Source organism: Streptomyces malaysiensis subsp. malaysiensis, assembly GCF_040653035.1.
Taxonomy (GTDB): Bacteria; Actinomycetota; Actinomycetes; order Streptomycetales; family Streptomycetaceae; genus Streptomyces; species Streptomyces malaysiensis.
Genome location: NZ_JBEZNG010000002.1, coordinates 38,069 through 63,933, shown reverse-complemented (window position 1 = coordinate 63,933; position 25,865 = coordinate 38,069). Strand labels below are relative to the sequence as shown.

The 25,865-nt window shown below is 67.0% G+C and carries 19 protein-coding genes and 2 pseudogenes; 9 read left to right on the top strand and 12 right to left on the bottom strand.

The annotated features are described in order from the left end of the window. Positions 1-170 precede the first annotated feature (170 nt). Genes AB0E24_RS04420 through alc form a run of 4 tightly spaced genes read left to right on the top strand, consistent with a single transcriptional unit; the run spans position 171 to position 4,971 of the window. Positions 171-1,655: an NCS1 family nucleobase:cation symporter-1 gene (locus tag AB0E24_RS04420; protein WP_359374855.1), complete on the top strand. Its 1,485-nt coding sequence runs from the start codon at positions 171-173 to the stop codon at positions 1,653-1,655. Positions 1,656-1,699: 44 nt separating this feature from the next. Next, entirely contained in the window at positions 1,700-2,434 is a 735-nt protein-coding gene (locus AB0E24_RS04415; RefSeq protein ID WP_359374854.1) for an aspartate/glutamate racemase family protein, read from the top strand. A 29-nt stretch (positions 2,435-2,463) separates the two neighbouring features. After that, entirely contained in the window at positions 2,464-3,804 is a 1,341-nt protein-coding gene (gene allB / locus AB0E24_RS04410; protein WP_359374852.1) for an allantoinase AllB, read from the top strand. 51 nt (positions 3,805-3,855) lie between these two features. Then, positions 3,856-4,971, top strand: coding sequence for an allantoicase (gene alc / locus AB0E24_RS04405; RefSeq protein WP_359374850.1), 1,116 nt, complete (start codon positions 3,856-3,858; stop codon positions 4,969-4,971). 10 nt (positions 4,972-4,981) lie between these two features. Here alc and AB0E24_RS04400 read toward each other — a convergent pair whose 3' ends face one another. The 4 genes and pseudogenes from AB0E24_RS04400 to AB0E24_RS04385 form a co-directional block, all read right to left on the bottom strand. Continuing rightward, complete coding sequence (locus AB0E24_RS04400; RefSeq protein WP_359374848.1) at positions 4,982-5,458, bottom strand: TetR/AcrR family transcriptional regulator; 477 nt, start codon at positions 5,456-5,458, stop codon at positions 4,982-4,984. Between the two features lie 228 nt (positions 5,459-5,686). Beyond that, positions 5,687-6,589, bottom strand: a pseudogene (locus AB0E24_RS04395) (non-reducing end alpha-L-arabinofuranosidase family hydrolase); the annotation flags it as partial. Positions 6,590-7,177: 588 nt separating this feature from the next. Then, a complete protein-coding gene (locus AB0E24_RS04390) occupies positions 7,178-8,143 on the bottom strand; it encodes a glycoside hydrolase family 6 protein (RefSeq protein ID WP_359374846.1) in 966 nt (321 codons plus the stop codon). Positions 8,144-8,539: 396 nt separating this feature from the next. Beyond that, positions 8,540-9,568: a LacI family DNA-binding transcriptional regulator gene (locus AB0E24_RS04385; RefSeq protein ID WP_359374844.1), complete on the bottom strand. Its 1,029-nt coding sequence runs from the start codon at positions 9,566-9,568 to the stop codon at positions 8,540-8,542. A gap of 486 nt (positions 9,569-10,054) precedes the next feature. On the opposite strand from AB0E24_RS04385, the gene AB0E24_RS04380 reads away from it, so the two are divergent. The 4 genes from AB0E24_RS04380 to AB0E24_RS04365 all read left to right on the top strand — a co-directional run bounded on the left by AB0E24_RS04380 (position 10,055) and on the right by AB0E24_RS04365 (position 15,786). Continuing rightward, on the top strand, positions 10,055-11,365 hold the full coding sequence (locus AB0E24_RS04380; RefSeq protein WP_359375249.1) for an extracellular solute-binding protein: 1,311 nt from the start codon (positions 10,055-10,057) through the stop codon (positions 11,363-11,365). Further along, the gene (locus tag AB0E24_RS04375; RefSeq protein ID WP_069869591.1) at positions 11,362-12,264 is read left to right on the top strand and encodes a carbohydrate ABC transporter permease; all 903 of its coding nucleotides are present in this window, start codon (positions 11,362-11,364) and stop codon (positions 12,262-12,264) included. The genes AB0E24_RS04380 and AB0E24_RS04375 overlap by 4 nt, the downstream gene beginning before the upstream one ends. Before the next feature lies 1 nt (position 12,265). Beyond that, positions 12,266-13,162, top strand: a complete 897-nt coding sequence (locus AB0E24_RS04370) for a carbohydrate ABC transporter permease (RefSeq protein ID WP_069869592.1) — start codon at positions 12,266-12,268, stop codon at positions 13,160-13,162. Between the two features lie 242 nt (positions 13,163-13,404). Continuing rightward, complete coding sequence (locus tag AB0E24_RS04365) at positions 13,405-15,786, top strand: beta-xylosidase/alpha-l-arabinosidase (protein ID WP_359374841.1); 2,382 nt, start codon at positions 13,405-13,407, stop codon at positions 15,784-15,786. A gap of 197 nt (positions 15,787-15,983) precedes the next feature. On the opposite strand, the gene AB0E24_RS04360 is transcribed toward AB0E24_RS04365, so the two are convergent. The 5 genes from AB0E24_RS04360 to AB0E24_RS04340 all read right to left on the bottom strand — a co-directional run bounded on the left by AB0E24_RS04360 (position 15,984) and on the right by AB0E24_RS04340 (position 21,644). Further along, positions 15,984-17,192: a metal-dependent hydrolase family protein gene (locus AB0E24_RS04360; RefSeq protein WP_359374840.1), complete on the bottom strand. Its 1,209-nt coding sequence runs from the start codon at positions 17,190-17,192 to the stop codon at positions 15,984-15,986. 155 nt (positions 17,193-17,347) lie between these two features. After that, complete coding sequence (locus tag AB0E24_RS04355; protein ID WP_141765341.1) at positions 17,348-18,598, bottom strand: pyridoxal-phosphate dependent enzyme; 1,251 nt, start codon at positions 18,596-18,598, stop codon at positions 17,348-17,350. A gap of 116 nt (positions 18,599-18,714) precedes the next feature. Beyond that, positions 18,715-19,668 (bottom strand): ABC transporter substrate-binding protein, encoded by a 954-nt coding sequence (locus AB0E24_RS04350; RefSeq protein ID WP_174885151.1) that lies wholly within the window; start codon positions 19,666-19,668, stop codon positions 18,715-18,717. A gap of 156 nt (positions 19,669-19,824) precedes the next feature. Next, entirely contained in the window at positions 19,825-20,631 is an 807-nt protein-coding gene (locus tag AB0E24_RS04345; RefSeq protein WP_359375247.1) for an amino acid ABC transporter ATP-binding protein, read from the bottom strand. 44 nt (positions 20,632-20,675) lie between these two features. Then, positions 20,676-21,644: an amino acid ABC transporter permease gene (locus AB0E24_RS04340; protein WP_069869597.1), complete on the bottom strand. Its 969-nt coding sequence runs from the start codon at positions 21,642-21,644 to the stop codon at positions 20,676-20,678. Between the two features lie 293 nt (positions 21,645-21,937). On the opposite strand from AB0E24_RS04340, the pseudogene AB0E24_RS04335 reads away from it, so the two are divergent. Continuing rightward, positions 21,938-22,318 (top strand): annotated as a pseudogene (locus AB0E24_RS04335) (IS30 family transposase); the annotation flags it as partial. A gap of 85 nt (positions 22,319-22,403) precedes the next feature. On the opposite strand, the gene AB0E24_RS04330 reads toward AB0E24_RS04335, so the two are convergent. The 3 genes from AB0E24_RS04330 to AB0E24_RS04320 form a co-directional block, all read right to left on the bottom strand. Then, positions 22,404-23,759, bottom strand: a complete 1,356-nt coding sequence (locus AB0E24_RS04330; protein ID WP_251771222.1) for a dipeptidase — start codon at positions 23,757-23,759, stop codon at positions 22,404-22,406. A gap of 304 nt (positions 23,760-24,063) precedes the next feature. Then, positions 24,064-24,225, bottom strand: coding sequence for a class I SAM-dependent methyltransferase (locus AB0E24_RS04325; RefSeq protein ID WP_148666227.1), 162 nt, complete (start codon positions 24,223-24,225; stop codon positions 24,064-24,066). 258 nt (positions 24,226-24,483) lie between these two features. Further along, positions 24,484-25,569 carry an ArsR/SmtB family transcription factor gene (locus tag AB0E24_RS04320; RefSeq protein WP_359374836.1) on the bottom strand — a complete coding sequence of 362 codons (1,086 nt, stop codon included), beginning with the start codon at positions 25,567-25,569 and terminating at the stop codon, positions 24,484-24,486. Between the last annotated feature and the right edge of the window lie 296 nt (positions 25,570-25,865).

Genomic DNA, 25,865 nt, shown 5'->3' with positions numbered 1-25,865 from the left:
TGGCATGAAGCGTTCCGACCGATTGACAACGGTTTGCCCTTGTCCCGGTTTAATTTCGCCTGGACTCTTGACGGTGCTCTCGGTGAAAACTACGTTCTGCATGCCGAAAGTGTTCTTCCGGTATGCAGAAACTACCCACTGCGTCTTTCCCCCTGCCCCGGGAGCCCCGTATGCCTCCTGTTGTGGATGACCGATCGTCCGTGGAAACCAATGGCACCGCCAGTTCCGGTCTCTACACGTACGATCTCGCCCCGACCAAGAAGGAAGGGCGCCGCTGGGGCGCCTACAACGTCTTCACGCTCTGGGCCAATGATGTGCACAGCCTCGGAAACTACGCGTTCGCGATCGGTCTCTTCGCGCTCGGCCTGAACGTCTGGGGCATTCTGGCGGCCTTCGTGCTCGCGTCCCTGCTGCTCTTCCTGCTGCTCACCCTGTCGGGGTTCATGGGGCACAAGACGGGCGTCCCCTTTCCTGTCATGAGCCGCATCGCGTTCGGTGTCAAAGGCGCGAAGATACCGGCCGGTATTCGCGGCGCCGTCGCCATCGCCTGGTTCGGCATCCAGACCTACCTCGCCTCCTCCGTCCTGGATGCCCTGTTGCTGGCGATGTTCCCCGGTCTGCGGGCCCTGGAGGCGCACTCCGTGCTCGGTCAGACGCCGCTCGGCTGGATCACCTTCATGATCCTTTGGCTCCTTCAGGTCCTCATCGTGAGTTACGGCATGCAGATGATTCGGCGTTACATGGCCTTCGCCGCGCCCACGACCCTCATCGCCATGTCCGCGCTGGCCGCCTGGATGTTCTTCCGGGCGGGAGGATCGATCTCCCTGTCCAACGGCCACCCGCTCACCGGCGGCGCGATGTGGCTGCACGTCCTCCAGGGCGCCGCGCTGTGGGTCGTGATCTACGGGACCTTCGTACTGAATTTCTGCGACTTCACCCGGTCGGCCAGGAGCCGCGGTTCCATCGTCCGCGGCAACGTCGTCGGCATCCCGGTGAACATGCTCTTCTTCGCCGTCATCGTGGTCGTCCTCAGCGGCGCGCAGTTCAAGCTCGACGGCCAGATCATCACCAGCCCCACCGACATCGTCAGGACCATCCCGAACATGATCCTGCTGGCCGCGGCGTCGCTCGCCCTCATCGCACTGACGATCGCGGTGAACCTGCTGGCGAACTTCGTGGCGCCGATCTACGCACTGGTCAACCTCTTCCCGCAGCGGCTGAACTTCCGCCGGGCCGGCCTGGTGAGCGCGGTCATCGGACTGGTGATCCTGCCGTGGAACCTCTACAACAGCCCGATCGCGGTGGAGTACTTCCTCGGTGGGCTCGGTGCCCTGCTCGGGCCGCTCTTCGGTGTGATCATGGCGGACTACTGGCTGCTGCGCAGGGCCCGGGTGAACGTGCCCGACCTCTATACCGAGGACGCGCAGGGCGAATACCACTACCGCCGTGGCTACAATCCGCGGGCCGTCTGGGCCTTTGTGCCCTCCGCGGCGATCGCCGTCGTCATCGCCCTGGTGCCGGCCTTCCACGCTGTGGCCGGTTTCTCCTGGTTCATCGGCGCCATCCTCGGCGCCGGGCTGTACGCCGTCATCGCGGACCGCAACGTCCTGATCCGGGACGTGGACGGCGAGGCCATCGCGGTCGCCGCCGAGTGAACCGGTCAGCAGAGCCCACCGGAATCCGTCCAGAAAGCCGATCCATGCGCATCCTCGTCGTGAACGTGAACACCACGCAGTCCATCACCGACTCGATCGGTGAGCAGGCGGCCGGTGCGGCGTCGCCCGGTACCGAGATCGTCCCGCTGACCCCCTCCTTCGGAGCGGAATCCGTGGAGGGCAACTACGAGAGCTACCTCGCCGCCGTCGCCGTGATGGAGGCAGTCCGCGCCTACACCGAGCCGTTCGACGCCGTGATCCAGGCCGGATACGGCGAGCACGGACGGGAGGGCTTGCAGGAGCTGCTCGACGTGCCCGTCGTCGACATCACCGAGGCCGCCGCGAGCACCGCCCAATTCCTCGGCCGCTCCTACTCCGTCGTCACCAGCCTCGACCGCACGGTTCCGCTCATCGAGGAGCGTCTCCACGTCGCCGGCCTGAGCGCCCGGTGCGCCTCCGTGCGCGCCAGCGGACTCGCCGTACTCGACCTGGAACGGGACGAGAAGGCTGCCGTAGACGCGATCGTCGAACAGGCCGCCCGCGCGGTGGAGGAGGACCGGGCGGAGGTGATCTGCCTGGGCTGCGGAGGCATGTCCGGCCTCACGGAGCGCGTTGCCGAACGCACCGGGGTCCCCGTCGTCGACGGAGTGAGTGCCGCCGTGACGATTGCCGAGTCCCTCGTCCGGCTCGGGCTGTCCACCTCGAAGGTGCGCACATACGCACCGCCGCGGCCCAAGCGCATGGTCAACTGGCCTCCGGCGGGTGAAGGGCGGCCGTGAACAGAGAACCAGCACAAGAGGAGGGTCCATTGCCCGACGTACAGCTCGTACTGCGCTCAACGCGCGTCATCACCCCCGAGGGCACGCGCCCCGCGTCCGTCACCGTGGCCGACGGCCGGATCGTGGACGTGCTCCCGCACGACGCCGAGGTGCCGCCCGGAGCCCGGCTGGAGGACGTCGGCGACGATGTCCTGCTGCCCGGACTGGTCGACACCCATGTGCACGTCAACGACCCCGGACGCACCGAGTGGGAGGGCTTTTGGACCGCGACGCGCGCAGCGGCGGCCGGCGGCATCACCACCCTCGTCGACATGCCCCTCAACTCCCTCCCGCCGACCACGACCGTCGACCACCTCCGTACGAAGCGGGAGGTCGCCGCAGCCAGGGCACATGTCGACGTGGGCTTCTGGGGCGGCGCGCTCCCTGACAACGTCAAGGACCTGCGGCCGCTGCACGACGCGGGCGTCTTCGGCTTCAAGGCGTTCCTGTCGCCGTCGGGCGTGGACGAGTTCCCGGCACTCGACAGGGAGCAACTGGACCGGTCGATGACGGAGATCGCCCGCCTCGGCGGACTGCTGATCGTCCATGCCGAGGACCCGCACCATCTGGCCTCCGCTCCGCAGCAGGGCGGCCCGAAGTACGCCGACTTCCTCGCCTCGCGCCCCCGTGGCGCCGAAGTCACGGCCATCACGACCCTGATCGAACAGGCGAGGCGGCATGGCGCCCGGGTGCACGTGCTCCACCTGTCGTCGAGCGACGCGCTGCCGCTGATCGCCGGGGCCAGACGGGAGGGCGTGGCCATCACGGTGGAGACCTGTCCGCACTATCTGACCCTGACGGCCGAGGAAGTCCCGGACGGCGCCAGCGAGTTCAAGTGCTGCCCGCCCATCCGCGAGGCCGCCAACCAGGATGTGCTCTGGCAGGCGCTGGCCGACGGCACGATCGACTGTGTGGTCACCGACCACTCCCCGTCCACGGCCGACCTCAAGACCGACGACTTCGCCACCGCCTGGGGCGGTATCTCCGGTCTCCAGCTCAGCCTGTCGGCGGTATGGACCGAGGCGCGGAAGCGGGGCCACGATCTCCAGGACGTGGTCCGCTGGATGTCGACAGCTACGGCACGGCTGGTGGGCCTGGACGCACGCAAGGGTGCCATAGCGGCGGGCCGGGACGCCGACTTCGCCGTGCTCGCCCCCGACGAGACATTCACCGTCACCCCCGCGGCCCTCCAGCACCGCAACCGCGTCACGGCGTACGCCGGCAGGACCCTGTACGGCGTGGTCAGATCCACCTGGCTGCGTGGCGAACGCGTCCTCGCGGACGGCGAGTTCACCGAACCGAAGGGCCAACTCCTCACCCGGCCCTCCTGATGCCCATTCCGCACCCCCGGCGGTCCACACCGAAAGGCAGACCTGATCACAGTGACGGCGATACCGACTTTCACCGGCGACGCGAACCCCTACGGAGGCGGTGATCCCTACGCGGACTACCGCACCGCCGACTTCCCCTTCACCCACCACATCAACCTCGCCGACCGTCAACTGGGTGCCGGAGTCATCGCCGCCAACGACGAGTTCTTCGCCCAGCGCGAGAACCTCCTCGTGCCCGAGCGTCCCGAGTTCGACCCCGAGCACTTCGGGCACAAGGGCAAGATCATGGATGGCTGGGAGACGCGCAGGCGCCGCGGCGCCTCGGCGGACCACCCGTGGCCGACGGCCGAGGACCACGACTGGGCGCTGGTCCGGCTCGGCGCCCCGGGCGTCGTGCGGGGCGTCGTGGTCGACACGGCCCACTTCCGCGGCAACTACCCCCAGGCCGTGTCGGTCGAGGGCGTGTCCTTCCCCGGCACCCCGTCCCCGGAGGAACTCCTTGCGGACGACGTGAAGTGGACCACGCTCGTCCCCCGCACTCCGGTCGGCGGCCACGCGGCCAACGGCTTCGCCGTGTCCGTCGAGCAGCGCTTCACGCACCTGCGTGTGAACCAGCACCCCGACGGCGGCATCGCGCGCGTCAGGGTCTACGGTGAGGTCGTCCCGGACCCCGCGTGGCTCGCCGCGCTCGGCACCTTCGACGTCGTGGCCCTGGAGAACGGTGGCCAGGCGGAGGACGCGTCGAACCTCTTCTACTCGCCCGCCACGAACTCCATTCAGCCGGGCCGGGCGCGGGTGATGCACGAGTGCTGGGAGACCCGCCGCCGCCGGGACCGGGGGCACGACTGGATCCGCTATCGGCTGGCCGCCCAGTCCGAGATCCGTGCGATCGAGATCGACACGGCGTATCTGAAGGGGAACGCCGCGGGGTGGGCTTCGGTGTCGGTACGCAACGGCGAGAACGGGGAATGGGCCGAAGTCCTGCCGCGCACCCGTCTCCAGCCCGATACGAACCACCGCTTCGTCCTCGGCACGGCGGCCATCGCCACACACGCCCGCATCGACATCTACCCCGACGGGGGCATCTCGCGGCTGCGGCTGCACGGTTCCCTGACGGAGGAGGGCGGGGCGCGACTGGCGGAGCGATACCAGACGCTCGGCAGATGAGCCCCGGCGGTCAGGCCGGGTGTCCGCCGTCCACCGCCGGTTCGTGCCAGGAGGACCGGCTCGACAGACACCTCCGGCCGGCCTTCCACGCCCGGTAATGCTGTTCGGGGTTGTCGGTGAAGGAGGCATGGCGGGGGCGCCGGCCGAGGAGGCGATGGGCCGCCAGGTCGATCACGTTGCTGCCGATCAGCTCGCTGGCGCTTTCCCGAGTCATTCCGCCCGCCAGCACGAAGGGCGTTCCCGCCATCCGCGCGCGCATGTCGCGCAGGAGTTGGTGGATCTGCTCGACCACGGCGTCGGTCACCTCCAGAGTGAAGCGGATCCGGTCCGCGACGGTGCGCCCTCCGTGAGCCGCCTTGGCTGTCGCCGCCACGGTCCGGTGTGTCAGGCTGCCCGAGCCACCCGCGGCCAAGACGGCGATGGCGGCATCCAGAAGCGCGGTACGCCGCGCAGCGCCGCGGGCGGTCAGAGCGCGGGCCTCACCCACAGTCTCTCCCTCCACCGCCGACACCAGGTACAAATACCGGATACCCGTAAGCCGAGCTGCCTCGGGTGCGTTCGGCGGCGGCCAGGCGCCCGAGATGCTCGGTCACCTGAGAAGTGCTTCTTTCCTCGCCATCAACAGGACTTTCGACAAGCTCTGTCGTCGCAGGTCGGAAGCACTTCTCGGGTTGGTGATGAAGCCTCGGGCGGACCAGCCGGGGAAAGCGCGAGATCAGCGCTGGAGGGTGAGGACGCCCGGCCGCCAGGGCAGTTGGTCGTAGGGGCCGCCGGCGGAGGGGGACTTGCCCTGGTAGAGGAACTGTAGGTTGCAGGGGTCGATGGTCATGGTCTGGTCGGGGTTGTTGCGGACCAGGTCACCGTGGCTGATGTCGTTGGTCCAGGTGGCGCCGCTGTTGGCCTTGCCCGCGAAGGGGTTGCTCTCGCTGGTGGCCTGCGGGGTCCACGAACCGCTCAGGCTGGAGGCCGTGAACGAGCGGAAGTAGCGCCCATTCGCACCGATCGCCTCAACGATCATGAGGTACTGGTTCTGGTCCTGAACCTTGTAGACCTGGACCCCCTCGAACAGGTTGTTCGTCGAGTCGCTCAGGACTGTCGTGTACGACGAGCCGAAGCTGCCCGGGAAGTTCCCGATCGGCATGTTCGCTCGGTAGATCTTGCCGTTGTCACCGGCGAAGAACAGGTACATGTTCTGGCCGTCACCGATCAGGGTCTGGTCGATCGGGCCGGTGCCGGAGCCGGAGATGCTGCCGGTGAACAGCGGCTGCGGCGAGGACCAGCCGTTGGGGTTGGTCGGGTCGCTCGACGTGCGGTAGATGAACGGCCACGCACCCCACTGGTACGCCAACACCCAGATGTTCTTGGGTGCGAAGTAGAACAGCGTGGGTGCCACCGCGGCCTGGCCCATCCCGGTCTGGCCGGTCGACGCCATGTCCGACCAGTTCGTGAAGGGACTGAACCTCATCGAGCCGTAGGACGATCCCGACACGTTCGACGCGTAGACCAGATGCTTGCCGTTGTACACCACGTTGGTGAAGTCCTTCAGCGAGACCCACCCGTTCGCCGGCTGCGCCAACACACCCGTCGATGTCCACCGGTACGTCGACGGAAGAGAACACGCGCTGGTGGCCGCCTGAGCCGGGTTGGCGACGAGCGTCGCCGCCAACGAGGCCAGGGTGGCGACCGAGGCGCCGAGCATCACAGACAGACGTTTGCGGTTGAAACTTCCTCCGCGCATGAGAACCTCTTGATTCTTGAGTAAGCGGTTCCGGTCGGCCCCGTCGGAGGCTGCCCGGACTGTCGATGTGGTGCGTGCGGTTCGTAGCGTTCCGTGGCCACCGGGTCGGCCCCTGTGGAGCAACGGCGATGTGTTCGCGATATCGAACAAGGGTCGAAGTATCGGGCAACCTGGATGGTAGGGGACCGGTGAACGGCGTCAATACCTCTCGCAGGATTCGCGGGCGACACTGGAATGTCCCGCGAGGCTGGGCCGGGCCGAGAAAGCCGGGTGGTCGCCGGGCAACGTTCAGCGAATGTCTGCCTTGTCCGAAGGCGACTCCCCGCCTGTGGGGCAGCCTTGCGCGTCTGAAGGCACCGGCGGCACCGGACAGTGTCCCGCGAGTTCCGGGGGCGGACGAGTTTGCCTTCCGCCGGTGCCCGTGGCCCGGTCACGGGGCGGGGTGAACCAGGCCACGGGAGTCCTGGATCAGTAGCCGTAGATCATCTTGTAGGCGGCCTCGGGGAGGAACTGTCCGGCCGAGGAGCCGGCTCCGACGCCGCAGTTGCCATCGGACTCGCCCGGGGTCTTGATCCACAAAAGCATCTCGGCGCCTCCGCCCAGCTGGGTGGGGGTGCCGATGCGGCGGCCCGAGGGGTTGCACCACTGGCTGTTGGAGCCGTTGCGGTTGCGGCTCGTGTCCACGACGAACGGCTTGGTGTAGCCGTAGCGGGCGCTGAGTTCGCTGTTGACGGCGTTGCCGTAGGCGGTGTTCTCGTTCGTGGTGAAGTAGTTGGAGACGTTGAGGGAGAAGCCGTGGGCCTGTCGGAGACCGGCTTCGTGGAGGCGCTGGGCCATGGTCGCCGGGTCCGCCCAGCCCGGGTTGCCGGCGTCGAGGTAGACCCAGGTGTTGGGGGCCTGGCGGCTGAACTGGGCGAGGGCATCGGTGAGCATGCCCTCGCGTTCGTCGATCTGGGCCTGGGTCATGCAACCGTAGTCCCCGAGGGAGTCCGGTTCGAGGATGACGACAGCCGGACGGTTGGTGATCCCGCCCGCGAACTGGGCGATCCAGGTCGCGTAGGCGGACGGCGAAGCGGCCCCGCCCGCGGAGTGCCCGCCGCAGTAGTCGCGGTTGTATATGTTGTAGGCCACGAGGATGGGCAGTTTGTCCCCCTGGTCCGCAGCGCCCGCGTACGCGCCGGTGGCGGTGCCGATGGTGCCGCTCCAGGAGCCGAACCAGCGGGCCATCGGGGTATTGGCGATGGAGGCGTTGATCGCGGACGCCCGGCCGTCGCCGGGGTTGGCGGCGACCCACCTCTTCGCGCTGGAGTCGGGGTCCACGTAGAACCCGTTGGTCATGGTGGTCGGGTCGGCCGCGTGGGCGGACGGCGCGATGGCGAGCGCCAGCGGCAGCGCGAAGAGCGCGGCCAGCAGGGCACGGAGTCTGTGGCGCATGACGGTACCTCGGTTTCCTGGCAGGGGTGTGTCGCACGCTCTCGGTCACGAGCGAGCGACGCGCTGAGGAAGTGCGGTGGTACGAGGCCCTCGTGTGCCGGCGACTCTCCGGCAGGGATGACGGGGCCGAAGGTCGGCAGTGAGTATTGGGAGCGCTCCCACTGGAAGCGCTCCCAATACGCTGAGAGCACATGAGGCGTGGCCCGTATCGTGTTGCGGGCTGGTCAAGCTGTCAAGGGTCGCTGTACAACTCGCCCTTCACACAGCGGGAACAAGGCTCTACAGTCTCAAAATTGGAAGCGCTCCCAACCTTCGCGCTCCTGCCTGGTCCTGAACCGGAACACGCAGTGGCGAATGCGGTGAGCGTCGCCAGCAGCACCGTTGCTACGCCTGCGATTACCTCCGCGCCGACGTCTCTTCGCGGGGCGGCGCCGTGGAGGCGCGCACCACGAGTTCGGTGGCGAGTTCGATGTGGTGGGACTCGACCTTTTCGCCGTTGGCCAGTCGGAGGGCGGTGCGCAGGGCGGCACCGCCCATCTCCCGTAGCGGCTGGCGCACGGTGGTCAGTGGCGGTGAGGTCATCTGGGCGAGGTTTGTGTCGTCGAAGCCGACCACGCTCAGGTCTTCGGGGATGCGCAGACCTCGGGCGCGGGCGGTCTCGATGACACCGAGGGCGATCTCGTCGTTGCCGGCGAAGATCGCCGTCGGTGGCTCAGGTAGGGCCAGGAGCGCCGCGGCGCCGAGCAACCCGGTCTCGTACGTGAATTCTCCGGGCTGGACGTAGGCGTCGGGTACCTGCGCTCCTTCCGCCTCCATGGCGGCGCGGTAGCCGTGCATGCGTGCCTGGTTGCATACGGCCATGGTCGGCCCGCCGAGATAGGCGACGCGGCGGTGGCCCAGGAAGAGCAGGTGCTGGGTCGCGGCCAGGCCGCCGGCGAAGTTGGTCGCCCCGACGCTGTTGACCCGGCTGTCCGGCAGGTGCAGTGGGTCCAGCACGACCAGTGGCAGCCCGGCCCGGGCCAGTTCGTTCAGATGCGCTGCGGTGTACACGCTGGTGACCGCGATGACGGCGTGGCGCCCGGCCGAGACCAGGTCCCGCGCCCAGTGCGGGGCGCGGGACGCCTTGCTGACCACCACCGAGGCCCCCGATTCGGCTGCGGAGTCGACGATGCCTTCCAGGGCCTCGGCCACGTACGACTTGAGGCCGCCCTGGAACTGCACCTCGATGGTGGGGCTTTCGATGGCCTCGGTGCGGCGGAACACGGGCGCGAGGTAGCGGTGCTGATGCAGCAGTTCCTGTACCCGGGCGCGGGTCCGCGGCGCCACGTCGCCGCGGCCGTTGACCACTTTGGACACGGTCGCGACGGAGACCCCAGCCGCTTGGGCGATGTCCGCCAAAGTGGTGCGCCTGGCGTTCGGTCGCATCGGTTCCTCCCAGCTGTACGTCCACCGGTGCGGTGAGCCGCCGGGCGGCCGGACCGTCCGGGCCCGACCGCCCGGACGGCGGGGAACCTGGTGCCGACCCGGCGGCTGCCGAACTGTGTGACCTCGCCCATCCCCATCATCCCGGCAGGGAGGGCATCGATCCGGTCCGGCGTCGGCGGCACCGGGCCCCGCCGCCGCGGCATGACCTGCGCCGACAGTGTGTCAGCCGCGGCCATCACATCGTCCCTCACCCTCAATCAGCCTGTTTCGAAAAACTTTCGGTCCCTGCCGAGGTTTCTCAAGGTCCGTTCCCGCCCGATACTACGCGGCTGTCTCCTGTCCGGCAGCGTGCCTGCACACGTCTTGACAGGGCATCAGCCCGAAACCTAATTTGCACGAACGGAACTCGAAGACGGATTTTCCGAAAAGTTTTCACTATGGCTCACGAGAAGCCGATGGCTCTCGAGTGCGGAGAAAAACATGGCGATCCCTCTCTCTCGGCGTACCCTCCTCGGCCTGGCCGCCGGCGTGCCGGTTTCCGCTGCGCTGTCGGCCTGCGGCTCGTCCGGTCCCGGCAAGAGCGGTGGCGGGGCCACGTACTGGTACCTGAGCGGTCAGCCGCAGGAAGGCGTCAGAGCCGGTGCGGTGGACGCGTTCAACAAGGCCCACCCCAAGGAGCAGATCAAAGACACCACCTTCCAGAACGACGCGTACAAGACGAAGATCAAGACCGCCATCGGTGCCGGGCAGGCGCCCACCCTCATCTGGGGCTGGGGAGGCGGGACGCTGCGCACCTATGTGGAGGCGGGCCAGGTCGAGGACCTCACCTCGTGGTTCGACGAGCACTCCGAGGTCAAGAAGCGGTTGTTCCCGTCCTCGTTCGGCGCGGCAACCGTCGACGGTGCGATCTACGCGATGCCGTGCGAGAGCGTGCAGCCGATCATCCTCTACTACAACAAGAAGGTCTTCGACCAGGTCGGCGTGGAACCACCGCAGTCCTGGGACGACATCATGGCGCTGGTGCCCAAGTTCAATGCGAAGGGCATAGCACCGTTCTCCCTCGGCGGCCAGTCCCGGTGGACGAACATGATGTGGCTGGAGTTCCTGTTCGACCGCATCGGCGGTCCGGAGGTGTTCCAGGCCATCATCGAGGGTGAGAAGAACGCCTGGTCCCATCCGGACGCCATCAGCGCGCTGACCAAGGTGCAGGATCTGGTCAAAGCGCATGGGTTCATCAAGGGCTTCTCCTCGATCACGGCGGACTCCAACGCCGACCAGGCGCTGCTGTACACCGGCAAGGCCGCGATGATGCTGCACGGCTCCTGGTCGTACGGCATCCAGCAGGCCGAGGGCGGGGACTTCGTCTCCAGCGGCGCGCTGGGCTATATGACCTTCCCGCCGGTTGAAGGCGGCAAGGGCGATCCGAGCGACACCGTCGGCAACCCCGCCCAGTACCTGTCCATCTCCTCGAAGGCCAGCGCCGAGCAGAAGAAGATCGCCAAGGACTTCTTCGCCACAGGCGTCCTCCAGGACGACGAGGTGAAGCAGTGGATCGACAACGGGTCGGTTCCGATCCGGCTGGGCACGGAGAAGCTGCTGGCCGCCTCCAAGAGCGCCGATTTCCTGCAATTCACCTATGACGTCGCGAGCAAGGCCAAGGTGTTCGGCCAGTCCTGGGACCAAGCGCTCAGTCCGACGGCCGCCGAGACCCTGCTGGACAACATCGTCAAGTTGTTCCAGCTGTCCATCTCGCCGCAGCGGTTCGCTCGCAACCTCAACGCGGTCACCGGCAAATGAGCTCGCACACCGGCCATCCGCCGCGTCGCGCACCGCGCAGCATCCTGCCATGGCTGGCCACGCCGGCGCTGGTGGTCTTCGTCGGCTTCGCCGTGCTTCCGCTCGTCGGTGTCTTCGCGCTGAGCTTCACCACATGGGACGGGATCGGCGCCATCCACCCGTCGGGGCTGACCAGCTGGCGTGCGGTGCTCACCGACCCCGGGCTGCCGCACGCCCTCTGGGTGACGTTCCTGGTGATGGCCGTGTCCTGGGCCGTTCAGACCCCGCTGAGCATTCTGCTCGGCACGTTCATGGCCGGCCGCCAGCGCTACCGTGCGGTGCTGGGCGTGGTGTACTTCATCCCGCTGATGCTCAGCTCCGCGGCGATCGCGATCGCGTACAAGGCCCTGCTGGACCCCAACTTCGGGCTCGGCGCCGGGCTGAAGATCCAGACGCTCAGCCAGGACTGGCTGGGGCGGCCCGGCCTCGCGTTCGGGGTCGTCATCTTCATCGTCTCCTGGCAGTTCGTCCCGTTCCACTCACTGATCTACCAGGGCGGTGTCCAGCAGATTCCGAAGTCCCTTTACGAAGCAGCGCAGTTGGACGGGGCAGGTCGGATCCGGCAGTTCTTCAGCATCACGCTGCCTCAGCTGAAATACACCATCATCACCTCGTCCACGCTGATGGTGGTCGGGTCGCTGACCTTCTTCGACCTCATCTTCGTCCTGACCGAGGGCGGCCCCGGAGACGCCACCCGGGTCCTCGCACTGGACATGTACAAGCGGGGATTCCAAGCCAGCCTGATGGGACCGGCCAGCGCCATCGCGGTCATCCTCGTCCTGGTGGGTCTGACCCTCGCCCTGCTTCTGCGCCGGCTCGGGGGCCGGGACGCCGGTGCGAGCCAACTCGAGGGGGTCTGACATGTCCACCACGCTGACCGAGTCGCGACGACCGCGGAAGGCCATCCACCGGGAGCGGCGACGCCCCTCCCGTCAGGCGGCCCGCCGACGCAACTGGGTCGGCGGCCTGGCCGGATGGCTCTGGCTCGTCGTCGTCGCCGTACCCCTGTACTGGACCCTCATCACCAGCCTCAAGGCCCAGAGCCACTACTACGCGAGCAACCCGCTGGTGCCTTCGGGTGACCCCACGCTGGAGAACTACCGGTTGGTCATCGAGTCCGACTTCCTGCGCTACTTCGTGAACAGCGTCGTGGTCACCGCGGGCGCCGTGGTGCCGGCGGTCGTGTTCTCCTTCATGGCCGCCTACGCGATCGTACGTGGTTGGCGCATGCGGGTCCTGCGCGCGATGAACGGGCTGTTCCTCACGGGTCTGGCCATCCCGCTTCAGGCGACGGTGATCCCGGTCTACCTGATCATCATCAGACTGCATCTGTACGACAATCTGCTGGCGCTGATCCTCCCGTCGATCGCCTTCGCCATCCCGCTGTCCGTGCTGGTGCTCGCCAACTTCATCCGCGACGTGCCCAACGAACTGTTCGACTCGATGCGGGTCGACGGCGCCACCGAATGGACGACACTATGGCGGCTGGCGGCGCCGCTCACCCGACCGGCCATCCTCACCGTGACCATCTTCAACGCACTGACCATCTGGAACGGATTCCTGCTGCCGCTGGTCCTCACGCAGAGCCCTGACCGCCGGACCCTGCCGCTCGCGCTGTGGACGTTCCAGGGCCAGTACGGGGTCAATGTCCCCGCCGTTCTCGCCGCCGTCGTCCTCACCACACTGCCCGTACTGATCCTTTACGCGTTCGGCCGCCGCCAGCTGCTGAGCGGTCTGACCGCCGGATTCAGCCGTTGATCGGTGTCGGCGCCGACGCTGCTCGTACGTCCCGACTTCGGCCGGCACCTCATCCACCAGCTCGGGCAGGACGATCTGCGTCAACCCTGGAAGCAGCGGCAGCCTCGCCCCCCTGATGGGCGGGCGAAGCGGATCCGGGCCGATGCCGGCGCCTGGACGCGATCTGCCCCGCCTCGAGCACTGCTCGTCTACCTGTTCGTCCGTCGCGCCCTGGTCAAGGGTCTGATGGGCGTGGGAGGAAAGTGAACGCGAACGTGGCCGTAGAGAACACCCCCGAAAAGTCCCTCTGGAACGACCCCACCGTTTCCGTCACCGCGAGAGTCGACGCCCTGATCGACGCGATGACCCTTCAGGAGAAGACCGCCCAGCTGTACGGAGTGTGGGTGGGCGCCTCCGAGCAGGGCGGTGAAGTGGCCCCTCATCAGCACGACATGGAGGAGGCCGTCGATCTCGACGCCCTGCTGCCCACCGGACTGGGCCAGCTGACCCGGCCCTTCGGCACGGTCCCCGTCGACCCCGCCCTGGGTGCGCTCTCCCTGGCCCGCACCCAGACCCGTATCGCCGCCACGAACCGGTTCGGCATCCCCGCTCTCGCGCATGACGAGTGTCTGGCCGGCTTCGCCGCCTGGGGGGCGACGGCCTACCCCGTTCCGCTGTCCTGGGGCGCCACCTTCGACCCGGACACGGTGCGGCGCATGGGCGCTGCCATCGGCCGCGACATGCGTGCCGTCGGCGTCCACCAGGGACTCGCGCCCGTCCTGGACGTTGTGCGCGACGCCCGCTGGGGCCGGGTCGAGGAGACCATCGGCGAGGACCCGTACCTCGTCGGCACCATCGGGACGGCATACGTGCGGGGCCTCGAGTCCGCCGGGATCGTCGCCACCCTCAAGCACTTCGTCGGCTACTCGGCCTCCCGCGCCGGTCGTAACCTCGCCCCCTCCTCCGTGGGCCCGCGTGAACGCGCCGACGTTCTGCTGCCTCCCTTCGAGATGGCGATCCGTGAAGGCGGTGCCCGGTCGGTGATGAACGCCTACACCGACACCGACGGCATGCCCTCCGCGGCCGACGAGGATCTGCTCACCGGGCTACTGCGGGACACATGGGGCTTCGACGGTACTGTCGTCGCCGACTACTTCGCCATCGCCTTCCTGACGACCCTGCACGGCATCGCAGCCGACTGGGTCGGCGCCGCCGGCACGGCGCTGCGCGCGGGCATCGACGTCGAACTGCCCAACGTCAAGACGTACGGCGAGCCCCTCACCGAGGCCGTCGCCGACGGCCGCATACCGGAGGCGTTGGTCGATCGCGCCCTGCGCCGGGTACTCACGCAGAAGGCGATGCTCGGCCTGCTCGACCCGGACTGGAACCCCCTACCGGCCGCGCTCGACGGGGCCGACCTGGACGACCCGGCCGCCCTGCGCGGCCGGATCGACCTGGACGGTCCGGAGAACCGCGCGCTGGCCCGCACGGTCGCCGAGGAAGCGGTCGTGCTGCTGAGCAATGACGGTGTCCTGCCGCTCGCGAGGCCGCGCCGCATCGCCCTGCTCGGTCCCAACGCCGACGAGCCCACCGCCGTACTGGGCTGCTACTCCTTCCCTCAGCACATCGGTGTCCGCCACCCCGGGACCCCACTCGGCATCGAGCTGCCCACGCTGCGCGACACTCTCGCCGCGGAGTTCCCCGACGCCGAGATCACGGTCGCCCGCGGCACCGGAATCGACGACGGAGATCTCTCCGGCATCCGTGAGGCCGCCCAGGTGGCACGCGAGGCCGATGTCGCCCTGGTGGTGCTCGGCGACCGCGCCGGGCTCTTCGGGCGGGGCACCAGCGGCGAGGGATGCGACGCCGAGGCGCTGGTGCTGCCCGGTGCGCAGCAGCACCTGCTCGACGCCCTGCTCGACCTGGAGACACCCGTGGTCACCGTGCTGCTCGCGGGACGGCCGTACGCCCTCGGCCGCGCCGTGGAGGAGTCCGCCGCGATCGTGCAGTCCTTCTTCCCGGGGGAGGAGGGCACGCGCGCGATCGCCGGGGTGCTCAGCGGCCGCGTCAATCCCTCCGGACGTCTCCCGGTCAGCGTGCCGCACGGGTCGGGCTCCCAGCCGGCCACGTACCTCGGGGCGCGGCTCGCACACGCCAGCGAGGTGTCCAACATCGACCCGACCCCCGCGTTCGCCTTCGGCCACGGCCTGTCCTATACGCGGTTCGACTGGGCGGACCTGACCGTGGATGTCCAGGAGGCGTCGACGGACGGCGAGTTCACCCTCGCCTTCACCGTCCGCAACTCGGGCGGGCGGTCCGGAACCGAGGTCGTCCAGTTGTATCTGCATGACCCGGTTGCCTCCGTCGTCCAGCCGGTGCAGCGCCTCGTCGGCTACACCCGCGTCGAACTGGCGCCGGACGAGGCCCGCCGGGTCCGTGTCACGCTCCCGGCCGACCTCGCTTCCTTCACCGGACGTGACGGCCGGCGCGTCGTCGAACCGGGCGAGCTGGAGGTGCGGTTGGCCGCCTCCAGCGCGGATCGGCGCCTGACGGTCAGGGTCACGTTGACCGGAGCCGAGCGCCACGTGGATCACACGCGGCGCTTGCACGCCACGTTCGGGCAGGAGCCGGTGGTCCGGGCATGAGCAGGGTGTGCGCAGCGCGCGTCGCGGCAGCGGCGGCGCTGCGCACACGGGACCGCGCGGTCAGGCATGTGGTCACCCGTGGGTGGCGGCCACCAGGTCGGCGGATCCGGTGATCCGACGGCGCCACTGTGGTCGTGACCGACTTGGCCGAGGCTGCCGCGGACGAGACCGCGGCCCGCAAGAGCGACGGCTCCCGCTCAGGTCCGCGAGCCTGCGACGGTTCGGCCCCCCACCATGACGAGCGCGGGAGCGGAGAGTGCGCGTAGATCTGCCAGCGGATCACCTTCGACGACGATGAGATCCGCTGCCAATCCCGGCGCCAGGGTGCCGGAATCTCGGCCGAGACCAAGGGCCTGGGATGCAAGGGCGGTGGCCGAATGCAGTACTTGAGCGGAGCTCATTCCAGCTGATTCGAGCGCACGGAGAGCACCTGGGTACAGGTCTGGAGGGAGCCCCGGAATTCCTGTGTCGTTGCCCACTATTACTTTGACTCCAACGCGATGGAGAACGCTGACCCAGCGTAGACGTTGCTCGAACGGGATCGGGTGCCGACCGGGGTAGTCGGCATTTATCGTAGGGCAGAGATAGGTTCCGCTCTGTGCGATCTCCTGAGCGAGACGCTCAACCGTTTCCTCGTCGCAACCAAGACCATTTGGGCTGATAAACGTGCCATGTTCGATGGAATCAACCTGGGCTGACAGAGCTGCGCGGATCCCGGCGACGGACAGGCAGTGTGCCGCGACATTCAGACCCACATCGTGCGCGGCGTCGACGACTGCCGCAATAAGGTGGGAAGGGAATTCGACGGTCAGCGGATCGGTTCCTACTGTCATCCGCCCACCGGTGACCATGATCTTCACTGCACCGGCGCCACGATCAAAGAGATCACGCACCGCCGCTCGGGCAGATGTCGCCGAGTCGCTCTGTATGCCTATGCGCCACGCGTGTCCTTGTGGTCGTGTGATCGGCTGATCGGCAGCCACTATCCGTGGCCCCGGCCATGTTCCCTTGCCAAGTCCCCTCCCTGCCTCAAGAACCACACCACGCATGGAGCCGAGATCGCGAACGGTTGTCACCCCGCGCTCCAGGAAGCGACGACCGTTGCTCTCTATCGTCTGGGTCACGCGAGCGCGATCCGAATCAAGCGCATCAGAAATCGGGTCCGCGACGTCGGGGTCGAACGACAGGTGCACATGCGCATCGACGAGCCCCGGGAGTGCGGTTCCAGGGAGTCGCACGGTCTGCTCGTACCGATCGGCGGGTGCTGCGTCGTTGGGCCCAACCCAGTCGATCAATCCGTCTCTGACGCCGATCGCGGCGCCGGCCATGATGCGCGGGGGATCGAAAGACGTAATAACCTTATCGGTTGTCACAAGAGTCGAAGGCGCCGTTGTCGATGCTGTCACAGTTCTCCTCGATCGAATCCCGATGCCAATGGCTGTTCCGCAATCCCCGGTGGGCGCGATGCGGAGCCGCCACACGGTGACCACCGGGAATCACGGGACAGCCCTAACGACTTGGGGAGCAACAGGGAGCCCGCTCCCTATTGCTCCCCAAGTCGTTAGTTTCCGCGCTTCATCGCTGCTATGGCGGCAGCGGTTGCAGCGGGGTCCTTCAGTCCGCTCGATGTAGATATGATGACGACCAAGTCGTCCTTCTCGACAATCGAATCCCGGTAGGCGGCCGCAGCTGCGGCGACTGCTACGGCCGAGCTCGCTTCCGCGTAAATGCCCTCGGATCGGGCGAGCTCGAGCTGTGTGGCCAGGATCGAGCTCTCCGGAACAACAACCGCATCGCCACCGTGTGATTTTATCGTGTCGACGGCTTGGTAAGTGGTGAAACCACCGCCGATCGAAAAGGCCGCGGATTCCGCGGTCGGCCACGGGCCCAGATGAATGGGATCTGTGTTTATCGAGCGTCCGACCTTGCCGAATATCTCGGCGGCGATCAGGCGGGGAATCTTTTCTATCGCGCCGGCGCGGTAGAGATCATCGAATCCTCGGGCGATACCACGGAGACAATCGCCGTAGCCGGTGGGAATAACCACCGCGTCGATCTGTTTGCCATCTGTTTGTGCCCACAGCTCGTAGGCGATGGTCTTGTAGGCGTCCACGCCGTAGGGAGAGCTGCCGACGGGTGGCGATGAGGAATTGGAGCAGGGGTACCATCCCTCATTGCGAACACCTGCGGCGATGGCTTCGAATCGCTCGTCGCTGTGCTCGACCGTCCGTACCTCCGCGCCGTATGACTCCATCAGCACGCGCATGGTTTGGGGAACGGAGTTCAAAGTTGAGATCACGCACGGCATTCCCGCACGTGCGGCGTAAGCGGCAAGAGAGGCGCCGTGGTTGCCGGTCGAAGCCGCGACCACGGCTCGCGCGCCCAGTGCCTTGGCGGCCGTTACCGCCGCGGCACACAGCCGGTCCTTGTGGGACCATGTGGGGTTTGCCGACTCGTTCTTGATGTGCAGCCTGGTCGCGCCGAACCGGCTGCCAAACGTCGGCAGGCTGATCAGCGGGGTGTTCCCCTCGTTGAGAGAGACCGCCTGTGCGGCGCCCACCGGCAGTTGCGGCGCCCACCGCCATATGCCAAGACCTGCGGGTCGCTCACGAGATGACCGCAGTTCAGCGATGCTGGGCTGCTTCGATTGCACAACGTAGTTGACCGGAATGCCCAGCTGGGCATGGCACTTTGGGCAGCCGAGATAGTTTGCCGGGTCGCGAATATCGGGCTGGTGGCCGCAGCGGGGGCAAGCCATAGAGTCCAGATGGAATGTGTCGGTCGTCACGTCATCTCGCTTCTCGATAATCAACCTGATGATGGGGTTTTGCGGCCTCAAAAATCAGCGGTCACCCGTCACCCGCATCCGAGCGATGCTTCGCGCCCACCATGGCGAGGTGGGCGACCGGGCGCCTGGGCCGGTTGGCGCTAGGATCGCGCCGCGGTAGGTGTCGACCCGCTGCCGGTGTCCAGGGTCGGGCTGATGAGGATATTGGCGGCGCTGAACCCGTACTTGGCGTAGATCTTCCCGAGAGTTCCGTTGGTGTAGAGCGTCTTCATGGCGGCGAGCAGGGCCGGTGCGAGGGGTGATCCCTTCGCGATGGCGAGCCCGCCGACGCTGAATTTGTCGCCGCTGTCCGGCAGGTAGGGCCCGTTGATCTTGTACTTGCCGTTGGATTGCCGGACGAGCTCTGGTCCATTTGAGCCGGTCAGGATTGCCTGAACGCGTTCGCTGACCATCGCGCTGATCGCGGCAGCCTGCGAGGGGTACACCTTCACGTTCGGCGCGGACTTGCCGATCGCACGGCACTGCGGTGCGATCTGCTTGTATTGGTTGATGGATTCGTCGCCGTTTTCGGCGCCTACGTTCAGCCCGCAGGCCGACAGCAGCGAGGTGATCTTCAGATTGCTGCCGGTCGGGGTGAGGAAGTAGTTGCCGAACTTTTCGAAGTTGATGAAGTCGACGGTCTTTCGCCGGTCGGTGGTGTCGGTGATCCCGTTGAAACCGGCGTCGTAGCGGCCCGCTTTGAGGCCAGGGATGAAGTTGTCGAAGCTGGCGTTCACCACCTTGACCGGCAACGCGATCAGCGGCGCGATGGCGTTGGCGGTGTCAACGTCGAGGCCCTCGATGGTTGTGCCGTCGGGTGCGAAGCGGCCATACGGCGGGTAGGTGGCGTTGGTGACGATCGTGATGCTTCCGCTCTTGCGCACGGAGGCTGGGACGAGTTTGGCGGGACCAGAGCTGGTGTTGGTGAATGAGGGTGAGGGAGTGCCGTTTCCGGGACCGCCACTGCCTGAGCTGCACCCCGCCAATGTCCCGGCACACAGCACGGTTGCCAGCCCCAGGACCTTGAGCGCGATGGTGGCCTTGGTTGGTCTCATCGTTCACCTCGTGGTATCGACGGATGGTTCGTTGAGGCGCCGGTCACCGGCTTAGAACGCGGTTGCGCGGCAAGATTAGATGTATGTCTAAACTTATGGCAAGGGCTTGTCGCCCTGCCTTTCATTGCGACGGCGCGACTGCGCGGCCCCGAAACGTCACGTCCTGTGCGGGGTCCTGGCCTGGACCGCGGATTCGGCCTCCGCCACCTCGCGACTGACGTTGTTGACAAACCGTCGCGCGCGCTCGTTGCGGGGGTTGATCAAGATCTCGTCGGGGGTTCCCACGTCGACGATCGATCCATGTTCCATGAACATGACCGAGTCGGCGACGTCGGCGGCGAATCCCATCTCATGCGTGGCAACCATCATGGTCATGCCGTCACGGGCAAGGTCGCGCATCACGTCGAGCACCTCGCCGACGAGCTCGGGATCCAGGGCGGAGGTCGGCTCGTCGAAGAGCATGAGGTCGGGCCGCATCGCGAGTGCGCGAGCGATGGCGACGCGCTGTTGCTCGCCGCCGGACAGCTGTTTGGGGTGACGCTTGGCCTTCTCGGCCAGGCCGACGCGGTCCAGCAGCTCCATGGCATGTCGTTCGGCGTCCTGCTTGCGGTCGCCTTTTACTCCGACGGGGGCTTCCATGATGTTGGCAAGGGCTGTCATGTGCGGAAACAGGTTGAATGCCTGAAACACCAGCCCGACCCTGGACCGCAGGCGACAGATGTCGGCCGTTCGTTGCTCGTGCAGATGCAGGCCCCGGCGCCGATATCCCATGTACTCACCGTTGATGGATATCCAGCCGCTGGTTGGCGCCTCCAGGTGGTTGATGCATCTGAGCAACGTGCTCTTGCCCGATCCCGATGGCCCGATCAAGCACAGGACTTCGCCTCGCCGTACCGTGAACGAAACGTCTTTGAGTACCTCGACGTGGCCGAATTGCTTGTGCACGCGGTGCGCGACGACCATGTCATCATCGGTGGCGTGGCTGGCTGACATGGGTACTTCCATGCTCATGAGGAGACCCTCTCGGTGGGGCGAATACGCGCGTGCGCTTGAGTCAACGCATTTCGCCATACCTCCAGGAAGCCCGGGGCCGGGTGCCCGGTACCGCGACCAAAATGGCGCTCAAGGTGGTACTGACCTACCGACATGACGGTCGTGGCTGCCAGGTACCAGATGGACGCCACGATCAGCAGCGGAATGGTCTCCAGGTTCTGCGAGTAGATGATCTGGGCCGAGAACAGCAGTTCGGAAACCGAGATGACGCTCACCAGTGACGTGCCCTTGAGTAGGCCGATGATCTCGTTTCCCATCGGTGGGATGATGATGCGCATGGCCTGGGGCAGCACGATCCGTCGCAGCACGCGTTGCGGCCGCATCCCCAACGCCTTGCCGGCTTCGGTCTGCCCCCTGTCGACTCCGATGATCCCGGCGCGGATGATTTCCGACATGTAGGCGCCTTCGTTGAGTCCCAAGGCGAGGAGGCCGGCTGTGAGCGGACTGATCAACTGGTTTGCGTTGGCATGGAAGAAGGGTGCGAGACCGGGGATCCCAATCGAGAGACTGGGATAAAGGGCGGCGAGGTTATACCAGAATATGATCTGGACCAGGAGCGGCGTACCCCGGAAGAACACCGCGAAGAGCCAGGCGGGCACCGACAGAACCGGGATCGGCGACAGGCGCATGATAGCGATGATCACGCCCAAAGCCACCCCGATCGCCGACGACTCGACCGTCAGCAACAGCGTCATCCCGAGGCCATGAAGGATGCGGTGATCGAACATGTACTGCCCGACCACGTCCCACTGGAACCTCGGATTAGTCGCGATGGCGTACACCGCCCAGACGGCGAGCAGGCACAGGAGCACCGACACAACGTTTCGTATGGGGTGTCGGCGACCGTGGATCGTGAGGTCGACTTTTGCCGACTCGTCAGCCTCGGCGGAAGCCGGGACCGATGCTTGAAAATAGGATGTCATCCTGGGTGTACCTCCACAGCGCGGGAGATCACTCCACTGAGTGCGTGAGGCACGAGATTAGACTTCCTTCTAATCACCCGCAACCCTCCGACCCTTGATCATCGGTATGAGGAGCGCTGGCGCCCGAGGTTCCACACACGCGTCAGCCGGCCCAGACATCAGGTCTTTACGGTGGGCCCGATCTTGTGCGGGTTGCCCGCAAAACCGGAGGTCACAAGGGTGGGCTCCCGGGGCCGGCGGCACTACCGGCCACATGCGGCCCAGTCCCGCGCCGATGCCCGCAGGCCCCGCGGCGCCAGCCGCGGTTCTCCACTCCCATGGTGAGGATCAGCGAACGGCCGGCCGAGGCGGAAGCTCGAGCCGTGCCCGGCCACTGGGAAGGCGACCTGATCGTTGGCAAGGATGGTGTCTCCGCCATCGGCGTCGTGGTCGAACGGGCCACCCGCTACGTCATCCTCCTGCACCCGCCCGACGACCGCAGCGCCGAGCACGTCCGCGACGCCCTGACAGCGACCGTCCAGACGCTGCCCTGCCACCTGGTGCGCTCGCTGACCTGGGACCAGGGCGCGGAGATGGCCACCCACGGCATGTTCACCATCGCCACCGACATCCCGGTCTACTTCTGGTACATCAGCACACCAACTCAGACCCAACGCCATCCGTCACGCCGGGGGCGGTCGCAGTACCAACACGTCGGTCGGCACGGCGTTGGAGCCACTCAAGGATGGCCTCGAGGGAGAGTGGCACAGCGGGACCCGATCAGCTCCTAAGGTCGGCGAGGTTGACCAAGAGCAGGGTCTCGGCCAGGCAGACCCGTTCGAACTCGGCGAGGTGGAGGCCCTCGTTCGCCCCATGGGCCCGGGTGTCAGGATCCTCGACGCCGGTCACGAGCACGCTCGCCTCGGGGAAGCTGTGCAGGAACTGTGCGATGAAGGGGATGGAGCCGCCCACCCCGATGTCGATGGGCTCGGTACCATCCCAAGCCTCGGCGAACGCTCGGCGCGCGGCGTCGAAGGCGGGTCCGGTGGCCTCGATCCGGGTGGGATCGATGGCGTCGAGGGTGGTTACGGTCAGCTCGGCGCTCCACGGAACATGGGCCTGGAGATGGGCACGCAGGCGATCCAGGGCGTTGGCTGCGGTGTCCCCAGGGGCGACCCGCAGAGACAGCTTGGCCGACGCGCTCGGTACCAGGGTGGCGCTGGCGCCTTCGACCTTGGGAGCGTCCAGACCGATGATGGACAGCGACGGTTTGGTCCACAGCCGCTCTACGACGGAGCCGTCGCCAATCAACTCCACCCCGGGCGCGATACCGGATTCGGCCCGAAGCCGGTCAATGGGGTACTCGACGTCAGCTGCTGGGCCGCCGTGCAGACCGTCGACGGCGACGTTACCGCGTTCGTCGTGCAAGCTGGCGAGCAGGCGGACCAGCGCCATCAGGGCGTCGGGCACAGGTCCGCCCCACATGCCGGAGTGCACGCCGTGGGTGAGAGTGCGCACCGTCACGTCCACGCGCACGAGGCCACGTAGACTCGTTGTGAGGGCCGGTGCGCCTACGTCCCAGTTGGCGCTGTCGGCGATCACGATGACGTCGGAGCGCAGGATGTCGGCGTGCTTGCGGAGCAGATCAGGCAGGCTCTCGCTGCCGGCCTCCTCCTCGCCCTCGATGAAGACAGTCACGCCGACACCGAGATCCTCGCCAAGCGCGCGGACGGCGGCCAGGTGAGCGGCGATGCCGGCCTTGTCGTCGGCGGCGCCGCGGCCGTAAAGACGCCCGTCGCGCTCCGTGGGTTCGAACGGCGGGGAGTCCCACTCCTCGTGATCGTTCTCGGGCTGTACGTCATGGTGGGCGTACAGCAGGACGGTGGGCCTGCCTTTGGGAGCGAGCTTGCGGGCGATGACCGCGGGTGCGCTGCCGTCCCCCCGGGCGCTGACGATACGGGTGTCGGCGAAGCCCTCCGCGCGGAACAACTCGGCCACCGCCTCCGCGCTACGGCGTACCTCGGCGGCCCGGGCGGGGTCGGTGCTGACCGACTCGATACGCACGAGATCCTCCAGGTCGCGCCGGATTTGCGGCAGCACGGCTGCCACCCTCTCCCTGAGCTCGGCGATCTGCATGGGCACCAATCCGTGAGATTGTGGTCAGGTCGTTGTGGGCACGTGCCGCAAAAGTTCGGTCCGCTCCCGACACGTCGGTCGTACGTGCGTCACGCGGCGCCATGGGCCCTGCCCACCATCATGATCACGCGATCGTTCGGCGCGCTGCCAGGTGGTGGCCACCTCGCCGAACTGAGCCTCGGACAGGCCCAAGACGTGTGCGGAGTTGGGCGCATGGCGGTCATCCCGTCGTGGCCGACGTGCATGGCGGCGGGAGTCGTTCGGCTGCTTCCGCGCGCACCTCGAGGCGGTCTTGCGCCTCTTGCTACCAGGTGTCCCAGGTCTTGACGCCTCGGAGCTCGAAGGCGTCGTGAAGGTCGATAGCCGGCTGTACGGGATCCGCGTCAAGAGCGATGACGCGCGCTCGCGAGCAGGTGTCAAGGATGCGCTGGGTGAGCGAGCCGGGTCCGCAAGCAGCGTCGAGCACGGTGGACTCCTCACCCGGCACGGCGCCGAGGCAGTCAAGGATCGCCGTGAATCGTTCCTCGCGACGAGGCAGGAACCCGGTCTGCTGCTCTTCCCAGCTCGCGGGAAGGCTGGCTGCCCAAGGGGTACTCAGTGGCTGGCCTGACGTGAGCGCGGGCAGGGGAGTGGGGGCAGGTCGAATGTTGCCATGGACTTAGAATAGACAACATTCTAATCTTTTCTCTAGGGGTCTCCGCCCTGCTGTTCGAGATCGGCCTGGTCAGGTACTGGTTGCCACCGTGACCGAGTCTTCGCCCAGCACAGCGTTCGCGATCGCGGCGGTAGCCGTGAGCAGGTGGTGCGAGTCGAGGGAGTGCACGATGCTGTGCGCGTCCCGGGCGCTGGTGATCAGTCCGAGCGACCGCAGCAGCGATGTGTGGTAGTGGACGGTTGCGCCGGTGAGGCCGAGGGCACGTGCCAGGGTCTGACCATTGGCTGGTTCCTCGCTGATGTGGCGGAGGATGGCGAGCCGCTGCTCGTTGCCGAGCGCTCGGGCGATCTCTGCGGCATCGGCGAGGGTGAGCGGCCGGTCGCGATCTCGCAAGGGGCCGAATGCCACCAACATTCGGCCGTCGTCCAGCAGCCGTGGCAGCACGAACGAGCCCAGGGCTTCGGTGGGCACGAGGACGACCGGGTCGGCGTCGTCCTTGACGGTCCAGCCGCCGGTGACCTTGAGCAGGGTGCGTTCCCGGCTCTCCACAGAGATCAGTTCACTGACGGCCTCAGCCAGGTTGGCGAGGCGCTCGGCTGCTGCCTGTTCGCCAGCCGCACCGAGGTGGCACTTACTCAGGAGATGGGTCAGTTCCGCGTGGACCCGCTCAGGTTCGGCAAGGGCGTTCTCGACGTCTGCGCGACTGAAGGAGTTTCGCCGGGCGATCTTCGACGCCGCCGACCGGCGTGCGTCCGGTTCGGTCAGGCCCTGCTCGACCAGCTTGGCGGTAGCGGTCTGGTCTTTCGGCTCCAGAGTGGTCGAGGCCAGGATCTCGGAGACGAGTTCTCGCGGTGTCATCGCTGTCACCCCGGTGATGAGCCGGTCTTCAGTGTCCCATCCCCGCGTGACCGCGATGCGAACCAGGCCGGTGCCCACCGCGTAATCGGCTTGGAAGTAGCGCAGAAGCAGGTCGTGCGTCTCGTCGTCGAGCGGCACTGTGCCGGCGGCACTGGCCGGTACCTGCTCAAAGTCACCTGTCACGGCGTGCGCGGCGACATACAGGCGGCATACCATCTCGACGGCTGTGCTGACGGCGATAACAGTGGGCTCCGACGACTGCGGACGATGCGATACCCTGCGTCGCTGCGTGGTCACAGTTGCCAAGCCTCTCCCGAAGAGTCCAGATGCGCCGCGCGGACGAGTCCGGAGATGCGGCATGGCGGCCCGCTTGTGGCATTCGGCGGGACGCGCGTCCACCATAGTCGGGCCGCGCTACTTCCGTCTCCTCCGGGCGGTGTCCGGCGGTTGGTCTGGCTGACAGCGGACTGGTGCCGGTAGATCCCAGCTGTCTTCGCCAGTTCTCGGTGCGTTCGGCGCGGGCCGGCGCATCCTCCGGCAGGCCGAGGTTGATCGGCAGCCTCCTCATCGCAGGGTCAGCATTCGATGACGTT